The organism is Paenalicyclobacillus cellulosilyticus (genome assembly GCF_014647315.1).
Classification (GTDB): domain Bacteria; phylum Bacillota; class Bacilli; order Alicyclobacillales; family Alicyclobacillaceae; genus Alicyclobacillus_J; species Alicyclobacillus_J cellulosilyticus.
This window is the reverse complement of the sequence record NZ_BMOY01000028.1, coordinates 18,220-37,115: the sequence shown is the minus strand read 5'-3', so window position 1 is coordinate 37,115 and position 18,896 is coordinate 18,220. Positions and strand designations below refer to the sequence as shown.

Genomic DNA, 18,896 nt, shown 5'->3' with positions numbered 1-18,896 from the left:
TCGGCGGTCGCGGTTGCGAACGGCGCCACGGTTTGCGGCCACGTCGCACCCAGTTCCACGGCGAGCCACGCCGCGAGCGCTCGTTCGAACTGCGTCGCAACGTCAGCGGACGCCAAGGCTTGGCCAAACGCCGCCCGGCTTTCCGCCGCGGTCGCCGCGGTGCCGGGGGCAGCCGCTTGCCCGCGCGGCGGCGCGGCCGAGGCGTCCCCTGGGTACGCGCGCCCCATGTTCCATGCCGCCGGCAACCATGCCATCGGCTCCACACGCCATCCCTCCCTCGCATGCCGTATCGCCGCGCTTGCACGCTTCCTCTCTTCTAGCATACCAGGAACCGGGGCGTGTGTCAGCGCCGGGTCGATCCGCCTTGGCAGCGGTCTGGTTTGTCATACCCTGCGGGGCCTGGTCATAGCATGCTATTGAACCAAGCTTGCTGCGGTCTTCCGCCGCAGAACCATGCCAACGAGGGCGAGGCGAGACGAGATGGATCCGTGGCTCGCGACATTGAAGCGGGGATTGAAGCACGCCATCGCCGGCGCCGTGTTCATCATCCTCCTCGTCGGGGGGACCGCGATGGTGCTGTCGGCCATCGCGGTGGGGATCTCTTCGCTCGCCGCGGCGTATCCGGGCCAAGCGGCACGCCCGGCGGACTTGGCGGCCGAAGCGGCTTTGCCGCCGCAAAGCCCTGCGGGGGATGCGCAGGCTTTCCCGCCGCAAGACGAATCCTCCCGCGCGCCGTCGCGTACGGGCATCGCTGCGCACGGGGCAAGCCTCGCGCCATCCACCACGATGTACAGCCCGCTTGGCGCCGCCATCGACGAAGGGGGCGTCGTCATCGGCAATCACATTCAACGGGCGTTCGGTTCGCTGCTGTCCGGCCTGCTGCAGACCCTCTTTCTGGAGCAGCCGGGCGGGGAGGCGTCCGGACGGGCTGGTGCGGCCGGGATGACGCATGTACCCGGATGATCAAGGCAGGGGCGACCCCGTCACGGCCGCGATCGCGGCCGCCCGGCGGCGCGCGTGGCTGGGCCGGGCGGTCGGTGTCGAGCTCATCGCTTGCCTGTGGGTGGTGGCGGAAGCGGCGTTTGGAGCCTGGGCCGCGTTCCAGGCCGGGAGTCTCGCCATCACCGCGTTTTGCGTCGACAGCGCCATCGAATGGCTCGCGGGCGCCGTGCTGCTGGCGCGGCTCGCCATGGAGTACAGCGGGCGCCTCGGGCGTTGGCACGCGCGCGGTGAGCGTGCGGCGTCCGGCGTGGTGGGCCTGCTCTTGTTCGGCCTCGCCGGGTATGTGGCGTGGGAGGCGGGCGTGCGCGCGGCGGCACACCACCAGGTGCACGCGACATGGGCTGGATGGGCCGTCGCCATCGCTTCCGCGCTGGTGACGCCGTGGCTCGGGCGCCAGAAGCTGCGGCTCGGCCGCTTGCTGGACAGCCCGGCGCTCATCGGCGATGCGGCGTGCAGCATGACGTGCGCGTACATGGCCTGGACGCTGCTCGCCAGCCTGGCGTTCGAAGCGTGGCTGCCCGGCTTGTGGTGGATCGATCCGTTGGCGGCGCTCGGCATTGTCCACTTCGCGCTGCGGGAAGCGTGGGCTTCGGTGGCGGCCGCTTGGACGGGTCAAGGCCATGTCCATGTCCATGTCCACTCCCATGTCCGCCCCCATGCCCATCCCCGCGCCCCACGGTGAGGAGGCGCGCAAAGGAAGCCACGGCAGCGTGAACCGGCATGGGTGCCGCAGCAGCCGTGCAATTGTCCGGCGGCGGGATCTTTGCTAAACTGGTTTCGGTATGCACAGGTACAGCCGCGCCCGGTTGGCGCGGCCTATTTCTCGCCGCCGCCCGGGCACGAAGATGCGGCGTGGAGGGCTTCTGCGGTGCAGGACAGGCAGCAGCGGATCCGCAACTTTTCCATCATCGCGCATATCGATCACGGCAAGTCGACCCTCGCCGACCGGATTCTCGAACGCACCGGGACGGTATCGGAACGGGAGATGCAGGACCAGCTGCTCGACCAGATGGACCTGGAGCGGGAGCGGGGCATCACCATCAAGCTGCAGGCCGTCCGGCTCTACTACAAGGCCAAAGACGGCCAGGAGTACGAGCTCAACCTCATCGACACGCCTGGCCACGTGGACTTCACCTACGAAGTTTCCCGCAGCCTGGCGGCGTGTGAAGGCGCGCTGCTCGTCGTCGACGCCGCCCAAGGGATTGAGGCGCAGACCTTGGCGAACGTGTATTTGGCTTTGGAGAACGACCTGGAGATCCTTCCCGTCATCAATAAGATTGACCTGCCGAGTGCTGATCCGGAGCGGGTCAAGCGGGAGATTGAAGAGGTCATCGGCCTGGACGCCAGCGACGCGGTCCTGGCCTCGGCGAAGACAGGGGTTGGGATTGAGGATGTGCTCGAACAAATCGTCCGCAAGATCCCGCCCCCCCGCGGGGACGCCGGCGCGCCGCTGCAGGCGCTCATCTTCGATTCCCACTACGACGCGTACCGGGGCGTGATTGTGTACATCCGCGTCTTCAACGGCGAGGTGCGCCCCGGCATGCGCATCAAGATGATGGCCACCGGCGCCGAATTCGAAGTGACGGAAGTCGGCGTGTTCACCCCGCGCATGCAGCCGGTGGACAGCCTCACAGCGGGTGAGGTCGGCTACATCGCGGCCGGGATCAAAAACGTCCGCGACACCCGCGTGGGCGACACGGTGACGGAGGCAGACCGCCCGGCGGCAGCACCCTTGCCGGGCTACCGCAAGGTCAACCCGATGGTGTTCTGCGGCCTCTATCCGGTGGATGCGAGCGAATACCAGGCGCTGCGGGAGGCGTTGGAGAAGCTGTCGCTCAACGACGCCGCGCTCACGTTCGAGCCGGAGACATCCAGCGCGCTCGGCTTCGGTTTTCGCTGCGGCTTTTTGGGATTGTTGCACATGGAGATCGTCCAGGAGCGGCTGGAGCGGGAGTACCATCTGACGCTCATCACCACGGCGCCGAGCGTCGTGTATCACGTGTACCTGACCGACGGATCGCGCGTCGAGATCGACAACCCGAGCAAAATGCCGCCGGCCGAACGGATTGACCGCATCGAAGAGCCGTACGTCAAGGCGACCATCATCGTGCCGAAAGACCACATCGGGCCGGTGATGGAGTTGTGCCAGGAGAAGCGCGGGGTCTTCAAGGACATGCAATACCTCGATGCGGCGCGGGCCACGCTCACCTACGAGTTGCCGCTGGCGGAGATTGTCTACGACTTCTTCGACCGTTTGAAGTCGTCGACGCGCGGTTACGCCTCGTTCGACTACGAGCTGGCCGGATACCGGCCGAGCAACCTGGTGAAGATGGACATCCTGCTCAACGGCGAGGTGATTGACGCCTTGTCGTTCATCGTCCACCGCGACAAGGCGTACCAGCGCGGGCGGGTGTTGTGCGAGAAGTTGAAGGAACTCATCCCGCGCCAGATGTTCGAGGTGCCCATCCAGGCGGCCATCGGGAACCGGGTCATCGCCCGGGAGACCATCCGCGCCCTGCGCAAGAACGTGTTGGCCAAGTGTTACGGCGGCGACGTCACTCGCAAGCGCAAACTGCTCGAGAAGCAGAAGGAAGGCAAGAAACGGCTGAAACAGGTGGGCAGCGTCGAGGTGCCGCAGGAGGCGTTCATGGCGGTGTTGCGGATCGACTGAACCGCCGTGCGCGGCCGGGAGGTGAGCGGGGTGCAGGGTCCGGTCTGGCCGGGTGAGATCCCGGTGACGGCGCTGTACATCCACATCCCGTTTTGTGCAAGCCGTTGCCACTACTGCGACTTCACCACCTATGTCGCACCGCAGGAGGCCATCGACGCGTACGTGGACGCCCTCCTGCGCGAACTCGCCATGCTGGCGCCGCTCGTCCGGGAACCGCTGCAAACGGTGTTCTTCGGCGGCGGCACCCCGAGCCTGCTCAGCGGCGCGCAGATGCAGCGCATCATGGCGGCGGTGCGGTCGTGCTTCGGGTTGCGGCCGGACGCCGAGGTGACGGCGGAGGCGAATCCGGGGACCCTCGACGACCGCCGCCTCGCCGCGTATCGCGAGGCGGGCATCAACCGCCTCAGTTTCGGGGCGCAGACGTTCAATCCGCGTTTGCTCGCCGCCATGGGCCGCACGCACGACGCCGGGGCGGTGCGGGAGGCCGTGCGCGGCGCGCAAGCGGCCGGCTTCACCCGGGTGAACGTGGATCTGATGTTCGGCTTGCCGGACCAGACGCTTGCCGACGTGGCGGACGCCCTGCGCGAGACCATCGCGCTCGGGGTGGAGCACATCTCGGCCTACTGGCTCAAGGTGGAGCCTGGTACGCCGTGGCACGAGTGGTTGGCGGAGGGCCGCATCCAGCTCCCGGGGGAGGACCTCGAAGCCGACATGTACGATCTCGTCCGCGACACGCTCACCCGCGCCGGATACGTCCATTACGAAGTGAGCAACTTCGCGCGGCCGGGCGGCGAGGCACGGCACAACCTGGTCTACTGGCGGAACGAGCCGTACCTGGCGGCGGGTGTGTCGGCCCACGGGTACGTCGCGGGCTGGCGGTACGAGAACGTCCGTCCCCTGCGTGCGTACATGGAGCGGGTGCGCGCGGGGATGCGGCCGCTGGCTTGGACGCATCCCGTCGGGCCGGACGAAATGATGGAAGACACGATGATCCTCGGCCTGCGGCTGCGGGAGGGCGTATCGCGGGCGCGGTTTCGCGAACGCCACGGCATCGACATGCTGGATCGGTACGGGCCGGTCATCGCCGATCTGGCGGCGCGGGGCCTCGTGGCGTGGACGGGGGACCGCCTGCACCTGACGGATCGCGCATGGCCGGTGGCCAATGAGGTGTTTGCAGCGTTCCTCGACCGTCATTGACAAGTGTGCGGCCACTTGCTATGTTCAAGGTGGGTCTTAGCACTCGGCGGCTCAGAGTGCTAATCGTGAAGTGGGGTGAGGGCGGTGCTGACGCCGAGGCAAAGGCTGATCTTGAGTGCCATCGTCGAGGATTACGTCCGTTCGGCTGAACCGGTCGGTTCGCGAACGTTATCCAAACACGATGAGATCCACCTGAGCGCGGCGACCATCCGCAACGAGATGTCCGATTTGGAAGAGATGGGGTATCTCGACCAACCGCATACGTCGGCAGGCCGCATCCCTTCCCAAAAGGGCTATCGGTTCTATGTGGACAACCTGATGGGGAGGGTGGAGATCGACAACCAGACCCTGTCGGTGCTGCGGGAGCACTTCCAGCGGCAGCGCGGCGAGATGGAGCGGTTGATCCACGAGACGGCGCTCGTGCTCTCCGAGCTGACCCAATACACCTCCATCGTGATGGGGCCGCATGTGTACCAGGAGAAGATCCGTCAGATCCAGCTCATTCCGCTGCGGCCCGGAGCTGCGGTGGCCATCCTCGTCACCGACACGGGGCAAGTGGAGACCCGCCACGTGCAGCTGTCGGAGGGCGTCTCGTCGGACGATGTCGTGCGCATGGTCAACCTGTTGAACGACAAGCTGGCCGGGGTGCCGTTGTACCGTTTCCGCTCCCAGTTGAGCCACGAAATCGCAGAGGAGCTGGCGCGCGTCACGGAGCGGTACGACGACGCCATGGCGTTTTTGGACGAACTGGCGCGCTTGGCCGAGGCGCGGGAGCGGGTGTTCGTCGGCGGCACCACGAACATCCTGGCGCAGCCCGAGTTTCGGAACGTCGACAAGGTGCGGCCGCTGTTGGCCCTGCTTGAACGCCCTGACCGCGTCAGCCAGATGCTGCCCGCGGCACAGACGCCGGGTGTGCAGGTGCGGATTGGCATGGAGAACGGCATTCCGACGCTCCAGGACTGCACGGTCGTGTCGGCGACGTACACCATCCAGGGTGTTCCGGTCGGCAGCATCGGCGTCCTGGGACCGACGCGCATGAATTACGCGCGCGTCATCCGGATCTTGGAATATGTCTCGCACGCGCTCAGCGATTGGATGACGAAACAGGCGAGTGGATGAGGGGGACTCGGCCTTGACCGAAGAACGGCGTTCTGATGGCGCAATCCAAGCTCAAGACGGGCAAGGCAAAGACGAAGACGGCCGGCGTGCCGGGCAGGAAGACGCCGCTGTCGCGCCCGCGGACCCGGGTGTGCCCGCGGCGGGTGACGCCGCAGCGGACGAGGCTGTAGCGGACGAGGCTGTAGCGGACGAGGCTATAGCGGGATCGCAGGCAGCGGACGCGCACGGTTGCGCACCGCAGCAGGAAACCCGGCGCGACCAGGAAGCGGCGCCGCCGGAAGCAGGGGGCGCGGACGAAGCGCAGGCCGGCGCCCGTGCGGCGGAGGACACGGGCGGGGAGGCGCTTGCGGCCGCGCCGTCCGCGGCGGAGCAGCTCGCCGTGGCGCAGGCCGAATTGGCGTCGCTGCGCCAACAGCTGCTGCGCGTCCACGCGGACTTTGACAATTTCCGCAAGCGGACACGGCAAGAAAAGGAAGATTTGCAGAAGTTCGCGGCGCAAAAGCTGCTCTCCGACCTGTTGCCGGTCGTGGACAACTTTGAGCGCGCGCTCGCCGCGTTCACGGCGGAGGGCGCGAGCGCGGAGTTGCGCGCCGGGGTCGAGATGGTGCACCGGCAGCTGCTTGGCATTTTGGAGAAGCACGGCGTGCGCCCGATGGACGTGGTGGGTCAACCGTTCGATCCGTCGCTCCATGAGGCGGTGATGCAGGAGCCGGCGGGGGAGGGCGTGGCGCCCGGCACCGTCGTGCTCGAACTGCAAAAAGGGTATTGGCTGCACGACAAGGTGCTGCGCCCGGCGATGGTCAAGGTAAGTGTGTGACCTTGGGCCGGGGCGGCGGACAGGAGGAGATGCGCTATGCCGAAAGTCATCGGGATCGATTTGGGGACGACCAACTCGTGCGTGGCTGTGATGGAAGGCGGCGAACCGGTGGTGATTCCGAACGCCGAGGGCAACCGCACGACGCCGTCGGTGGTGGCGTTCACGAAAGACGGCGAACGGTTGGTCGGCGACGTGGCGAAGCGCCAGGCCATCACCAATCCGGAGCGGACCATCATCTCCATCAAGCGGCACATGGGCAGCGACTACAAGGTGAACATCGACGGCAAGTCGTACACGCCGCAGGAGATCTCGGCGATGATCCTGCAGAAGCTGAAGGCGGACGCCGAGGCGTTCCTGGGCGAGAAGATCACCCAGGCGGTCATCACGGTCCCGGCGTATTTTACGGACAGCCAGCGCCAGGCGACCAAAGATGCCGGGCGCATCGCCGGGTTGGAGGTCCTGCGCATCATCAACGAGCCGACGGCGGCCGCATTGGCGTACGGGTTGGATAAAGAGGGTGAGCAGACCATCCTCGTCTACGACCTGGGCGGCGGCACGTTCGACGTGTCCATCCTGGAGATGGGCGACGGCGTATTCGAGGTGAAGGCGACCAGCGGCAACAACCACCTGGGCGGCGACGACTTCGACGAGCGGATCATGCGCTACCTCATCGACACGTTCCGGCGCGACACCGGCATCGACCTGTCGCAGGACCGGATGGCGATGCAGCGGCTGAAGGACGCGGCGGAGAAGGCGAAGAAAGAGCTGTCGTCGACGCTGACCACCACCATCTCGCTTCCGTTCATCGCGGCGGATGCGACCGGTCCGAAGCACCTCGAGGTCAACCTCACGCGCGCCAAGTTCGAGGAGCTGACGGCCGATCTCGTTGAGGCGACGCTCGGCCCGACCCGCCAGGCGCTGGCGGACGCCGGTTTGACGCCGGAACAGATCGACAAGGTGATCTTGGTCGGCGGATCGACGCGCATTCCGGCGGTCCAGGAGGCCATCAAGCGGCTCATCGGCAAGGAGCCGTCGAAGGGCGTCAACCCGGACGAGGTGGTCGCCATCGGCGCCGCCATTCAGGCGGGTGTGTTGACGGGCGAAGTGAAGGACGTGGTGCTGCTCGACGTGACGCCGCTGTCGCTCGGCATCGAGACAATGGGCGGCGTGTTCACGCGGATCATCCCGCGCAACACCACCATTCCGACTTCGAAGAGCCAGATCTTCTCGACCGCGTCGGATAACCAGACCTCGGTGGAGATCCACGTCCTGCAGGGCGAGCGCGAGATGGCCAAGGACAACAAGACCCTCGGGCGCTTCACCCTGACGGGGATACCGCCCGCGCCGCGCGGGGTGCCGCAGATTGAGGTGACGTTCGACATCGACGCCAACGGCATCGTGCACGTCTCCGCCAAGGACCTGGGCACCGGAAAGAGCCAGGCCATCACCATCACCGCCTCGAGCGGCCTGAGTAAGGAAGAGATTGAGCGGATGGTCAAGGAGGCGGAGATGTACGCGGAAGAAGACCGCAAGCGGCGCGAGCAGGCGGAGATCCGCAACCAGGCGGACCAGCTCTTGTACCAGACGGAGAAGACGTTGAAGGAACTGGGCGACAAGGTCGATGCGGACCTCAAGCGTCAAGCCGAAGAAAAGCAGAAGGCGTTGCGGGATGCGTTGAACGGCAACGACACCGCGGCGATTCAGTCGGCGTCGCAGGCGTTGACGGAGGTCTTGCACAAGCTGTCCACGAAGCTCTACGAGCAGGTGCAGAGCCAGCGGGCGGACACCGGCGCCGGGAGCGCCGCCGGTGCGGGTGCGTCCGGGGACAACGTGGTGGACGCGGAGTACAAGGTGGTCGACGAGGACAAGAAGTAAGTGTCCGTGCTTTTCGGGTTGAAGCCCGGAGAACACGGAAAGGCCGATGTCGTCCGGTGCGTGCAAGGTGGCATGGCAGGGAGTGATTCCCTGCCATGTCATTGTCCACGGACCCATCGGCGGGAGGGGGTCACCCTTGAGCAAGCGGGATTATTACGAGGTACTCGGCGTCGCGCGGGACGCCAGCCAGGACGAGATCAAACGCGCGTACCGCCGGCTGGCGCGCCAGTACCATCCGGATGTCAACAAGGACGATCCGCAGGCGGCGGAAAAATTCAAGGAGATCACGGAAGCGTACGAGGTGCTGTCCGACCCGGAAAAGCGGCGGCGTTATGACCAGTTCGGCCACGAAGACCCGATGCAGGGGATGGGCGCGGGCGCGGGAGCCGGCGCGTCAGGGTTCGACGGGTTCGGCGACTTCGGCAGCTTCAGCGACATCTTCGACATGTTTTTCGGCGGCGGCGGCCGTCGCGGGCCGCAGCGCGGGCAGGATCTGGAATATGAACTCGAAGTCGAGTTTGAAGAGGCGGCGTTCGGCACGGACAAGGAGATCCAGGTGCCGCGCACCGAGACGTGTTCGCACTGCGGCGGATCGGGCGCGCGTCCCGGCACGCGCCCGGAGACGTGCCCGACCTGTCACGGCACCGGGGAGCAGCAGACGGTGGTCACCACGCCGTTCGGGCGCATGATCAACCGGCGCGTGTGTCCGGCCTGTCAGGGGCGCGGCGTGCGCATTCCGCATCCATGTCCGGAGTGCGGCGGCAAGGGGCGGCGGCGGGTACGGCGGACGGTGCGCATCCACGTGCCGCCGGGTGTCGATACGGGGACGCGGTTGCGCATTCCGGGCGGCGGGGAACTGAGTCCGAACGGCGGTCCGCCCGGCGACCTGCACATCGTCGTGCGGGTGAAGCCGCACGAGGTGTTCGAGCGGGACGGGATCCACGTCTACGTCGACGTGCCGTTGACGTTCGTGCAGGCGGCGCTCGGAGACGAGATTGAGGTACCGACGCTCGACGGCAAGGTGAAGCTGCGCATTCCGGAAGGGACGCAGACCGGGACGTCGTTCCGGTTGCGCGGAAAAGGCATTCCGAAGCTCGGGAACCCGAATCAGCGCGGGGACGAGCATGTCCGGGTGCACGTCATCACGCCGACGCGCCTCACCGAGCGCCAAAAGCAATTGCTGCGGGAGTTCGGCAACGAGTTGGGCGAGACGCCGCATGAGCAGGCGCGCACGTTCATCGAGCGGATGAAGAGCGCGTTTTTGGGTGACCGTTGAAGCGTGAGGTGAACGGTGTGCGTTGGTGGGAAGTGAAACTCAAGGTCCCCCACGAAGCGGCGGAGGCCTGGGGCGCCCTGCTCCAGGAATGGCCTGAGGTGCAGGGTGTCGCGATGGAAGGGGTTTACCCCGCGGGCGCGCTCGAACTCAACACGGGGGAGTGGTTTCCGGATCGCCTGCTTCACCCGGAGGCGGTGGAGGTGGCGGTGTATCTCCCGGAGGGCGTGGCGGCGGCCGAGGTGAGGCGGCGCCTTGCCGACGCGGCCGAGCGGATTCGGGCGGCCGGGTTGCCGGCCGGCGAGGCAGCGGCGGCGCAGCTGTCCTTGGTGGACGAGTCGTCGTGGGAGAACGCATGGAAGGAGCACTACCGCGCCATGGCGGTCGGCCGCCGGCTGGCGGTGGTGCCGCGGTGGGAAGCGTCGTCCCGTCCCTACCCGGACCGGATGCCCATCTTCATGGAACCCGGCATGGCGTTCGGGACCGGCACGCACGCGACCACCAAACTGTGCCTGGAGGCGCTCGAGGAAGCCGTGCAGCCGGGGGATGAGGTGGCGGATGTCGGGTGCGGCACCGGCATCCTGTCCATCGCGGCCGCCAAACTCGGCGCCCGGCGGGTGGTCGCCATCGACATCGATCCGGTCGCCGTGAAGGTAGCCAAGGACAACGTCGCCGACAACGGCGTCGCGACGGTGGTCGCGGTGGTGCAAGGGGATCTGCTCGCCGCGCTGCCGGCGGATGCATCCTTCGACGGCTTGGTGGCCAACATCTTGCGCGATGCCGTCATCGGACTTGCTCCGGCAGCCAGTGCCCGCCTGCGGCCGAACGGGTGGTTCATCGCTTCCGGTTTCGTCACAAGTCAAGAGGCGGCGGTCCGCGACGCGCTTGAACGCGCCGGCCTGGTGGTGACGCACGCAGCGTTCCGGGACGACTGGGTGGCCTTGACCGCCCGGAAGCGCTGGTGATGCCCCGCGTCTTCTTGCCGCATGCCCTTGCCCCCCAAGCGGTGGTCCGCCTGACGGGAGAGACGGGTCATCACTATGCCCGCGTCCTGCGGGTGCGAAGCGGGGAAACCGTCCCGGTCGCGGCGGCCGGCGGGGCCTGGTTGTGCCGCGTCTGTGCGGTTGACCCGCGGTCGGGCGAGGTGGAGTTGGTCGCGGAGAGCCTCCTGCCGGAGAGCGGACCGGTGCACAAGGTTTTCCTGATCCAGGCGCTCCCGAAGGGTGATAAAATGGATGTCATCATCCAGAAGGCCACGGAGATAGGGGTTGCCGGCGTGCTGGCGTTCGCCGCCGCACACTCGGTGACCAAGCTCTCCCGGGACCGGGCTGGGGCCAAGGTGGCGCGTTGGCAGCGGATCGCCGCCGAAGCGGCCAGCCAGTCGCAGCGGGACGAGGTGCCGAGCGTGGGCTTTGCCCACGATGCCGCGGAAGTATCCGCTTGGTTGGCGGCGCGCGGTGTCGCGCGCGTCTGGTTGCTCGACGAAGCGGAAGCGGCGAACCATCTGGGCCGGGCGCTGCGCCAGTCCGGCCCTTGTGTCGCTGCGCTCGCCGTCGGTCCCGAGGGTGGATGGTCCGCCGCGGATCGTGCGCTGTTCGTGGAACGGTTCTCGGCGCAGCCGGTGAGCCTCGGCCGCCGCATCCTGCGCACGGAGACGGCCGGACCGGTGGCGGTCGCGTTGGCGTTGTACGAATGGGGAGACCTCGCGTAGGCCGGTACCCGCCCGCGAGAGGAGGATTGGGCATGCGGACGGTGGCGTTTCATACACTCGGCTGCAAGGTGAACTTCTACGACACCGAAGGCATCTGGCAGAAGTTCAAGGCAGCAGGATACAGGCAGGTGCCGTTTGAGGAAAAGGCGGACGTGTATGTCATCAACACGTGTTCCGTCACCAACACGGGCGACCGCAAGTCGCGCCAGGTGATCCGGCGCGCGGTACGGACCAACCCGGACGCGGTGGTCGTCGTGACCGGGTGTTACGCCCAGGTGGCGCCGGACGAAGTGGCCGCCATCCACGGTGTCGACCTGATTGTCGGCAACGACCGCAAGTCGCAGATCGTCGAACTGGTGGAACAGGTCTGGCAGGAGCAACACCCGTATCCGACGCCGGTGCGGGCGGTCGGCAACATCCTCAAGGCGCGGGAGTTCGACGAGCTCGACGTCCCGTACTTCGAGGAGCGATCGCGCGCGAGCTTGAAAATCCAGGACGGTTGCAACCACTTCTGCACCTTCTGCATCATCCCGTACGCGCGCGGGCTGATCCGCAGCCGCAAACCGGAGAAGGTCATCGCGCAGGCCAGGAAGCTGGCGGCGGCCGGGTACCGGGAAATCGTCCTCACCGGCATCCACACGGGTGGATATGGAGCGGACCTCGACGGATACCGCCTCGCGCACCTGTTGGCCGATTTGGAAAAGGTGGACGAGATCTACCGCATCCGCATCAGTTCCATCGAGGCCAGCGAGATCGACGACCATCTGTTGGAAGTGTTGGCGGCGTCGCGCAAGATCTGCCGCCACCTGCACATCCCGCTGCAGGCCGGGCACAATCAGGTGCTCAAGCGGATGAACCGTCATTACACGGTGGAGGCGTACGCCGGCAAACTGGCGCGCATCCGCGCCGCCCTGCCCGGGGTCGCCGTGACGTCCGACATCATCGTCGGTTTTCCGGGCGAGACGGACGAGTACTTCGCCGCCACCGAGTCGTTCGTGGCGGAGCAGCGGTTCGCGCAACTGCACGTGTTCCCGTATTCGCCGCGCACCGGGACGCCGGCCGCGAAGTTTCCGGATCAGGTGCCGGAGCGCGTGAAAGAGGAGCGGGTACAGCGCCTGATCCGGTTGTCGCAGCGGTTGACGGCGGAATACGCGCGCGGGTTTCTCGGCCGGACGGTCGAGGTCATCCCGGAGGAACCGTGGTCGCCCGTCCAGGGAACTGCCGCGGACGCGGCCGCGGGTTCCGGCAGGTTCTGGCTCGTCGGCACCGCGGATAACTATTTGAAGGTGGTGTTTCCCGTCCCGGACGGTGTCGATCCGGCGCGGCTCGTGGGCGAGGTTTGCCGTGTCCGCATCGAACGAACGGGCAGCGAGCTGCAGCGCGGCGTGCTGGTCGAGCAGGTGACGGCGTGGGACGGCGAGACGGAGGCGCCCATCCTGCGGCCACGGCGCGCGGCGCTTGGGTGAGCGGCGGGGTGTGCGGCCGCACGTTGGCCGCAGTCGGCGACCACGGTGCGTGGGAAGGGGTGACAGCGGTTGTGCGGCGGCATGGATGAAGCGCGCCTGGAACGCGCGGCGGGCGGTTTGGTATGGCGGCGAACGCCGGCGGGGGACGAGGTGTTGTTGATCGACGACGCGTATGGCCACGTCGCGTTCCCCAAAGGCCACCTGGAGCCCGGAGAAAGCTGGGAGGAGGCGGCTTTGCGCGAGGTTGAGGAAGAGACCGGGATCCGCGCCCGGGTCGTTTGTCCGCTCGGCAGGCTGGAGTACCGGATGACGCGCGCCGGGCAGCCGGTCCGCAAGCAGGTGCGCCTGTTTCTGATGGAGGCGGCAGCGCCGGATGCATCGCCGCGGCATCAGGCGGAGGAGTTGGCCGCGGCGTATTTTGTGCCATGGGATACGGCGCGCGAACTCCAGATGCGGCGGGGATACGCCAATTGGAACTGGGTGTTCGCCAAGGCGGAGGCGCTGCTCAGCCTGTACTGCGGCGGCCGTGCGGGGGAGCGGCTGGCCGACGCCCTGGCGGCAGAACTCAGGGAGGTTCTCCCGGCCGCGGCAGCGTGGCTGGCTGTACCGCGTGACGTGCGGACGGAGGCGGAAATGCCGCCGCGACAGGGCCCCGTGCCGGTGGCGGTGTGCGCGCGTCCGCTCGATCCGGTGGCGCTCGCCGCAGCCTGGCAGCGGACAGCCGCGGCTACGGGAGCGACGGCGCAGGAGCAGGCTGTGCAGGGATGGTATGTGGAACCGCATCTGCTGCCGGTTGCGGTGGCGCTCAAAACGGCCGGGACCTGGGTCGGGGCGCTCATCGGACTGCCGCACGGTGCATGGTCGCCTCCGGTTCTCGCCGCCGCGGCCCGGCACGCGGTGGCGGCCGGCGCCGACCGGATTGCGGTGGTCGTGCCGCAGGCGGACTTGGCCGCGGACGATCTTCCGGCGGTGTTCGCCGCGCTGACGGGCGTGACGGCGGCGGCACGGGAGGCGGCCGCGGGCGGGGCATCGCCTGCGCTGTGTGCAGTGGTACGCTTGGCCGGCCTGTCGCCGCACCAGGCCGCGATGGCGGAGCGGATCGCCGCGGCGGCGGGGGCGGACCGATTCATTCTGTGGGTCGACACTCGCGACGAACTGCAGGCGGCCGAAGCGCTGCTCGCGTTGCCGGGCAGGGTGTTGCCGACCGGGGTGTGGCTGGCGGACCATGTCGCTTCGGCCCGGCCGTCGGCAGGTTTGGCTGAACTGGGGCAGCTTCGTTAGGTTCCGGCGTTGGCGCGGTCGGGAAGGAGATGTTCCACGAAGCGGGCGTATGGCCGCGCGAGCGGCCACGCCGCGAGCGTGCAGACCACATTGAAGACGGTGTGGGCGTTGGCAACCTGTTGGGCGGGTTCGTCCGCCCACGCCGCCATCCAGGCGGCGAACGGATGGACGAGCGGCAGCACCGCGCACACGCCGACGGCGTTGAGCAGCACGTGGCTGAGGGCGACGCGCTGTGCGGGGCGGCTTTGGCCGATGGCGGCGAGAACCGAGGTGACGCAACTGCCCACATTGGCCCCGAGCACCGTGGCGATGGCACCGGTGAGCGGGATCGCGTGTTGGGCGGCCAGGGTCATGGTGATGATGGTGGTGGCGGTGCTGGATTGCAGGATGGCGCTGGCCAGGCAACCGGCCCACGCTGCCCACAGCTCGCTCTCCGCCGCGTCGCGCAGCCACGCCTGGAGCGCCCCGGTTTGTGCCACCGGCGTGAGCGCGGTATCGAGTGTTTCCAGGGAGATGACCATGGCGGCGAAACCGAACAACGCGATGCACGGGTTTCGCCAGCGGGAAGAAGCGAACGTGAGGCCGAGGGCACCCAAGACCAGGCAGGGGACTGCGACGGCCAGCAGGTTGAGCGTCAACAGTTGGGGTGTGACGGTGGATCCAACGTTCGCACCGAGTACGATCCCAATCGCGTCGGCGAACGTCATGCGCCCGCTGGCAACCAAACCGACCGCGATGGCGGTGACCGCGGCCGAACTTTGCAACAGGGCGCTGAACGCCGTGCCGGTCAAGATACCGCGCGTGGGCGTGCGGACGAGGTGGTGGATCAGCCGTTCCAAGCGCTGACCCGCCGTGTGGGCGAGTCCGGTGCGCAGCAGGTGCAGGCCGCCGAGGAAACCGAGCAGTGCCGCGGCGGCCGCCGTCAGATTCCAGAACATCTCTCTCCCTCCGCTCTACCCTATGTCCACAGCGGGCGCAGCATGTCTTGGCCATCGGTCGTTTGACACCCGTGTTGGGGCTGTACTACAATGGGTCTGATTTACGTTGCAAGGTTGAGGGGAGGGAGAGGGATGTCCGAGATCAAGGTCCGCAAGAACGAGTCTCTGGACAGCGCGCTGCGCCGGTTTAAAAAGGCCACTGCCCGCGACGGCGTCCTGGCCGAGATCCGGAAACGGAAGCACTACGAAAAGCCGAGCGTCGCGCGCAAAAAGAAGGCGGAGGCGGCGCGCAAGCATCGCCGGCGCTCTTACTGACGGCGGTGACGCGTACGGCTTCGGAACCCGGCATGGACGGTGGCTGAAGCGAGGGGTCTCTGTTGAGTCTGCTGGATCGTTTGAATGAAGACCTGAAAGAAGCGATGAAAACAAAGGACAAGGTCCGCCTGTCGGTGGTCCGCATGGTGAAGGCGGCCATCAAGAACAAGGAGATTGAAGAAGGCCGCCCGCTGGACGATGCGGGCATCATCGCCGTCCTTCAGAAGGAAGTCAAGCAACGGCGGGACGCGATGGCCCAGTTCGCGGCCGGAGGCCGCGCGGATTTGGTCGCGGCGGCCGAGGCGGAGATTGCCGTCTTGCAGGGCTATCTTCCGGAGCCTTTGTCGGAGGAGGAGCTCACGGCGCTCGTCCGCGCGGCCATCGCGGAAGTGGGCGCAACCACCCGCCAAGACGTGGGCAAGGTGATGCGCGTCCTGATGCCGAAGGTCCGCGGCCGGGCCGACGGCAAGCTGGTCCAACAACGGGTACAGTCGGAACTGGGCGGTTGAGGCGCTGTCACGCGTCGGACGGACTTCCCCTACCCCCCTCTTGCATAGACAGGTTTGTCATGCCCGCCATGAGGCGGGCTTTGCTTTTTGCTACGACTTGGCTTGTTCATATCCGCAGCCGGGCGGGCATATCCATGCACTGAACGGGGGCCGCGCAGAAGGAGGGGCCGCGCATGACATCCGGCTGGAAACGACGGATACGGCGCAGGGCGGCGCAGTGGCTCAACTTGCCGCCCGATGCGCTGCTCGGCGTCTCACGCTTGACGGTCATCGGCGGCCGGGACGTCGTGGTGGAGAACGTCCGGGAACTCCGCCGTGTCAGCACCGACGAGGTCGAAATGGCGCTCGATCACGCTGCGGTCCGATTGTGCGGCGCGCACTTCACCGTCACGTTCATCGCCGCGCGCGAGGTGCATGTGCACGGCGAGTTGACGACCATCGAGTACCGCCGTTCGGAGGAGGAACCTGGATGAGCCGCGTCCCGTGGGAACACCGGTGGCGGGGGGCCGTGCGGCTGGAACTGCGGGGCGCATTCGTGGCGAGGGTGTTGCGAGACCTGCATGCGGAGGGTGTGCCGTTGTACGATGTCCGCGTGGGCGATGACCGCTGTTCGTTGCGGATTGCCCTCGGCGACTTCCGCGCACTCGTCGCGGCATGCCGCCGCCACAAGGTGCGGTTGCGGGCGGTGGAGAGGATTGGCTTGCCGTTTGCCGCGCGCCGCCTCCGTCAACGCAAGGTGATGTGGGTCGGCCCTGTGTTGTTCCTTTGCGTGTTGGCGTGCCTGAGCTCAATCATCTGGCAGGTTGACGTCAGCGGCACGGATGACGAGGACCTGGTGCGGGAGGTGGTGGCGGCCGCGCGGGAAAACGGTTTGTATGTCGGGGCATGGCGCTGGAACCTGCCGGAGGTGGAAGTGTTGCAGGCGCGCATGCTCGACCACCTGCCGTCGCTGGTTTGGATTGGCGTCCAATTGCACGGCGCCAAAGCGCAACTTGAGGTTCTTCCCAAGATCCCGGCACAACCTCCCGCGCCCGCGGCTCCCCAGGACATTGTGGCGGCAAAGCCGGGCACGGTGTTGAAGGTGTTTGCGACGCGGGGAGACGTGGTGGTGCGGCCAGGGCAGACGGTGCAGCCCGGCCAGGTGCTCATCTCCGGACGCCTCGGCGACAGCGGGGTGGCCGTCGCGGCGGACGGCAAGGTGTACGCCGAGGTGTGGTACCGATCGCAGGTCGCCCTGCCGCTCTCGGTTGTGCAGCAGGCGTGGACCGGGGCGTCGGTCCGGCGCGTTTACCTCCGCTTCGGCGCGTGGGCGTTGCATGTCTGGGGGTGGAAGCAAGCGGATTATCCCAGGCAAGTCACCGTGTCGGACGAGCGTGACCTGCGTGTGTTCGGCTTGCGGTTGCCGGTGGGGTGGCAGTCGGACGAGATACGGGAGGTCGAGCCGCGGCGCTTTGCGTTGACGGAGTCAGCCGCGCGCAAGGAGGCGCTCCGTCTGGCTGCGCTCGATGTGCGCGCGCGGGCTGGTGCGGACGCGCGGGTGCTCGGCCAGACCGTTTTACAGACCCAAGTGGAGCATGGTAAGCTATACGAGACGGTACTGACGCGCGTCGAGGAAGACATCGGCACGGCCGCGCCGCTGCCTGCCGCGGCGGGAGGTCCGGGTCGGACAGCAGGATGACGATGGGCGTGCGGCGCGGCGGCACATCGGCTTGGCGAAGGGGTTGGCGACTGGTTGGCGCAGGATGTCATCGTCCGAAAATGGACATTCGCGAACAATGAAGAAGCGATGTCCGTGCTGGGTCCGAATGACGCGTTGCTGAGCTTGCTGGATGCGCACTACCGCGCCAAGGTGACCGTGCGGGGCAACGAGGTGTCGTTCGCAGGTCCCGCGGATGAGGTCGAACAAATGTACGCCATTGTGCGAGTATGCGCGCAACTCGTGCAACTTGGCGTACATTTGTCTGAGCGTGACTATCGGTACGCCATCGACTTGGCCCGCTCCGGCGATCTCGGTGAACTGGTGTCCCTGTACACCAGCGAGGTGGCCACCACCTACAAGGGAAAGGCGGTGCGGGTGAAGACGCTCGGCCAGCGCCGTTACGTGGAGGCCATTCGGCGCTATGACATCGTCTTCGGCATCGGTCCGGCCGGGACGGGAAAGACGTACTTGGCGGTGGCGATGGCGGTGATGGCGCTGCGGCGCGGGGAAGTGAAGCGGATTGTGTTGACGCGGCCCGCTGTCGAGGCGGGAGAGAAGCTCGGTTTTCTCCCCGGCGACCTCCAGGAAAAGGTCGACCCGTATCTGCGGCCGCTCTACGATGCCCTGTACGACGTGTATGGCGCGGAGCAGGTACAGCGGGCGCTCGAGCGGGGAAACATCGAGATCGCGCCGTTGGCGTACATGCGCGGCCGCACCCTCGACGATTCGTTCGTCATCCTGGATGAGGCGCAGAACACCACGCCCGAGCAGATGAAGATGTTCTTGACAAGGCTCGGCTTAGGTTCAAAGATGGTGATCACAGGGGATGTGACACAGATCGACCTGCCGGCAGGAAGGCTCTCTGGATTGGTCGAGGCGACGCGCGTCTTGCGCGGCGTGGAGGAGATTGCGTTTCACTTTTTCACGGGCCACGACGTGGTCCGCCACCATTTGGTGCAAAAGATCATCGCCGCATATGAACGCGCGGGTGCCCCGGAAGCGTCGTGAGGGCAGGTGGCGCGC

At 67.0% G+C, this 18,896-nt stretch carries 19 protein-coding genes; 17 read left to right on the top strand and 2 right to left on the bottom strand.

Annotated features, from left to right (window positions below):
• On the bottom strand, positions 1-263 hold a 263-nt coding region (locus IEX97_RS09295), incomplete at its 3' end, for a hypothetical protein (RefSeq protein WP_229776732.1).
• Positions 264-480: 217 nt separating this feature from the next.
• Here IEX97_RS09295 and IEX97_RS09290 point away from each other — a divergent pair.
• The 12 genes from IEX97_RS09290 to IEX97_RS09235 all read left to right on the top strand — a co-directional run bounded on the left by IEX97_RS09290 (position 481) and on the right by IEX97_RS09235 (position 14,412).
• A complete protein-coding gene (locus IEX97_RS09290) occupies positions 481-963 on the top strand; it encodes a hypothetical protein (RefSeq protein ID WP_188882567.1) in 483 nt (160 codons plus the stop codon).
• On the top strand, positions 950-1,684 hold the full coding sequence (locus tag IEX97_RS09285; protein WP_188882565.1) for a cation efflux transmembrane domain-containing protein: 735 nt from the start codon (positions 950-952) through the stop codon (positions 1,682-1,684). Before IEX97_RS09290 ends, IEX97_RS09285 begins: the two co-directional genes overlap by 14 nt.
• Positions 1,685-1,870: 186 nt before the next feature.
• Positions 1,871-3,673 carry a translation elongation factor 4 gene (gene lepA, locus IEX97_RS09280; RefSeq protein ID WP_188882564.1) on the top strand — a complete coding sequence of 601 codons (1,803 nt, stop codon included), beginning with the start codon at positions 1,871-1,873 and terminating at the stop codon, positions 3,671-3,673.
• 30 nt (positions 3,674-3,703) lie between these two features.
• Entirely contained in the window at positions 3,704-4,870 is a 1,167-nt protein-coding gene (hemW, locus tag IEX97_RS09275; RefSeq protein ID WP_229776730.1) for a radical SAM family heme chaperone HemW, read from the top strand.
• Between the two features lie 84 nt (positions 4,871-4,954).
• Positions 4,955-5,989 carry a heat-inducible transcriptional repressor HrcA gene (hrcA, locus tag IEX97_RS09270; protein WP_188882563.1) on the top strand — a complete coding sequence of 345 codons (1,035 nt, stop codon included), beginning with the start codon at positions 4,955-4,957 and terminating at the stop codon, positions 5,987-5,989.
• Positions 5,990-6,002: 13 nt separating this feature from the next.
• Entirely contained in the window at positions 6,003-6,806 is an 804-nt protein-coding gene (gene grpE, locus IEX97_RS09265) for a nucleotide exchange factor GrpE (protein WP_229776729.1), read from the top strand.
• 36 nt (positions 6,807-6,842) lie between these two features.
• A complete protein-coding gene (gene dnaK, locus IEX97_RS09260) occupies positions 6,843-8,681 on the top strand; it encodes a molecular chaperone DnaK (protein WP_188882561.1) in 1,839 nt (612 codons plus the stop codon).
• A 136-nt stretch (positions 8,682-8,817) separates the two neighbouring features.
• A complete protein-coding gene (gene dnaJ, locus IEX97_RS09255) occupies positions 8,818-9,957 on the top strand; it encodes a molecular chaperone DnaJ (RefSeq protein ID WP_188882560.1) in 1,140 nt (379 codons plus the stop codon).
• 17 nt (positions 9,958-9,974) lie between these two features.
• Positions 9,975-10,919: a 50S ribosomal protein L11 methyltransferase gene (prmA, locus tag IEX97_RS09250; protein WP_229776727.1), complete on the top strand. Its 945-nt coding sequence runs from the start codon at positions 9,975-9,977 to the stop codon at positions 10,917-10,919.
• The gene (locus IEX97_RS09245; protein WP_188882559.1) at positions 10,919-11,665 is read left to right on the top strand and encodes an RsmE family RNA methyltransferase; all 747 of its coding nucleotides are present in this window, start codon (positions 10,919-10,921) and stop codon (positions 11,663-11,665) included. The genes prmA and IEX97_RS09245 overlap by 1 nt, the downstream gene beginning before the upstream one ends.
• A gap of 32 nt (positions 11,666-11,697) precedes the next feature.
• Positions 11,698-13,131: a tRNA (N(6)-L-threonylcarbamoyladenosine(37)-C(2))-methylthiotransferase MtaB gene (gene mtaB / locus IEX97_RS09240; protein WP_188882558.1), complete on the top strand. Its 1,434-nt coding sequence runs from the start codon at positions 11,698-11,700 to the stop codon at positions 13,129-13,131.
• An 81-nt stretch (positions 13,132-13,212) separates the two neighbouring features.
• Positions 13,213-14,412 carry an NUDIX hydrolase gene (locus IEX97_RS09235; protein ID WP_188882557.1) on the top strand — a complete coding sequence of 400 codons (1,200 nt, stop codon included), beginning with the start codon at positions 13,213-13,215 and terminating at the stop codon, positions 14,410-14,412.
• Here IEX97_RS09235 and IEX97_RS09230 read toward each other — a convergent pair.
• The gene (locus IEX97_RS09230; protein ID WP_188882556.1) at positions 14,409-15,350 is read right to left on the bottom strand and encodes a Na/Pi cotransporter family protein; all 942 of its coding nucleotides are present in this window, start codon (positions 15,348-15,350) and stop codon (positions 14,409-14,411) included. The genes IEX97_RS09235 and IEX97_RS09230 overlap by 4 nt on opposite strands.
• Positions 15,351-15,482: 132 nt before the next feature.
• Between IEX97_RS09230 and rpsU the strand changes: the two genes are divergently transcribed.
• The 5 genes from rpsU (at position 15,483) to IEX97_RS09205 (ending at position 18,881) form a co-directional block, all read left to right on the top strand.
• Positions 15,483-15,665 carry a 30S ribosomal protein S21 gene (gene rpsU, locus IEX97_RS09225; RefSeq protein ID WP_188882554.1) on the top strand — a complete coding sequence of 61 codons (183 nt, stop codon included), beginning with the start codon at positions 15,483-15,485 and terminating at the stop codon, positions 15,663-15,665.
• Between the two features lie 62 nt (positions 15,666-15,727).
• Positions 15,728-16,174 carry a GatB/YqeY domain-containing protein gene (locus IEX97_RS09220; RefSeq protein ID WP_188882553.1) on the top strand — a complete coding sequence of 149 codons (447 nt, stop codon included), beginning with the start codon at positions 15,728-15,730 and terminating at the stop codon, positions 16,172-16,174.
• Positions 16,175-16,347: 173 nt separating this feature from the next.
• Positions 16,348-16,647 carry a YabP/YqfC family sporulation protein gene (locus tag IEX97_RS09215; RefSeq protein ID WP_188882552.1) on the top strand — a complete coding sequence of 100 codons (300 nt, stop codon included), beginning with the start codon at positions 16,348-16,350 and terminating at the stop codon, positions 16,645-16,647.
• Positions 16,644-17,852, top strand: a complete 1,209-nt coding sequence (gene yqfD, locus IEX97_RS09210; RefSeq protein WP_188882551.1) for a sporulation protein YqfD — start codon at positions 16,644-16,646, stop codon at positions 17,850-17,852. Before IEX97_RS09215 ends, yqfD begins: the two co-directional genes overlap by 4 nt.
• A gap of 54 nt (positions 17,853-17,906) precedes the next feature.
• Positions 17,907-18,881 (top strand): PhoH family protein, encoded by a 975-nt coding sequence (locus tag IEX97_RS09205; protein ID WP_373289429.1) that lies wholly within the window; start codon positions 17,907-17,909, stop codon positions 18,879-18,881.
• The last annotated feature ends 15 nt before the right edge of the window (positions 18,882-18,896 follow it).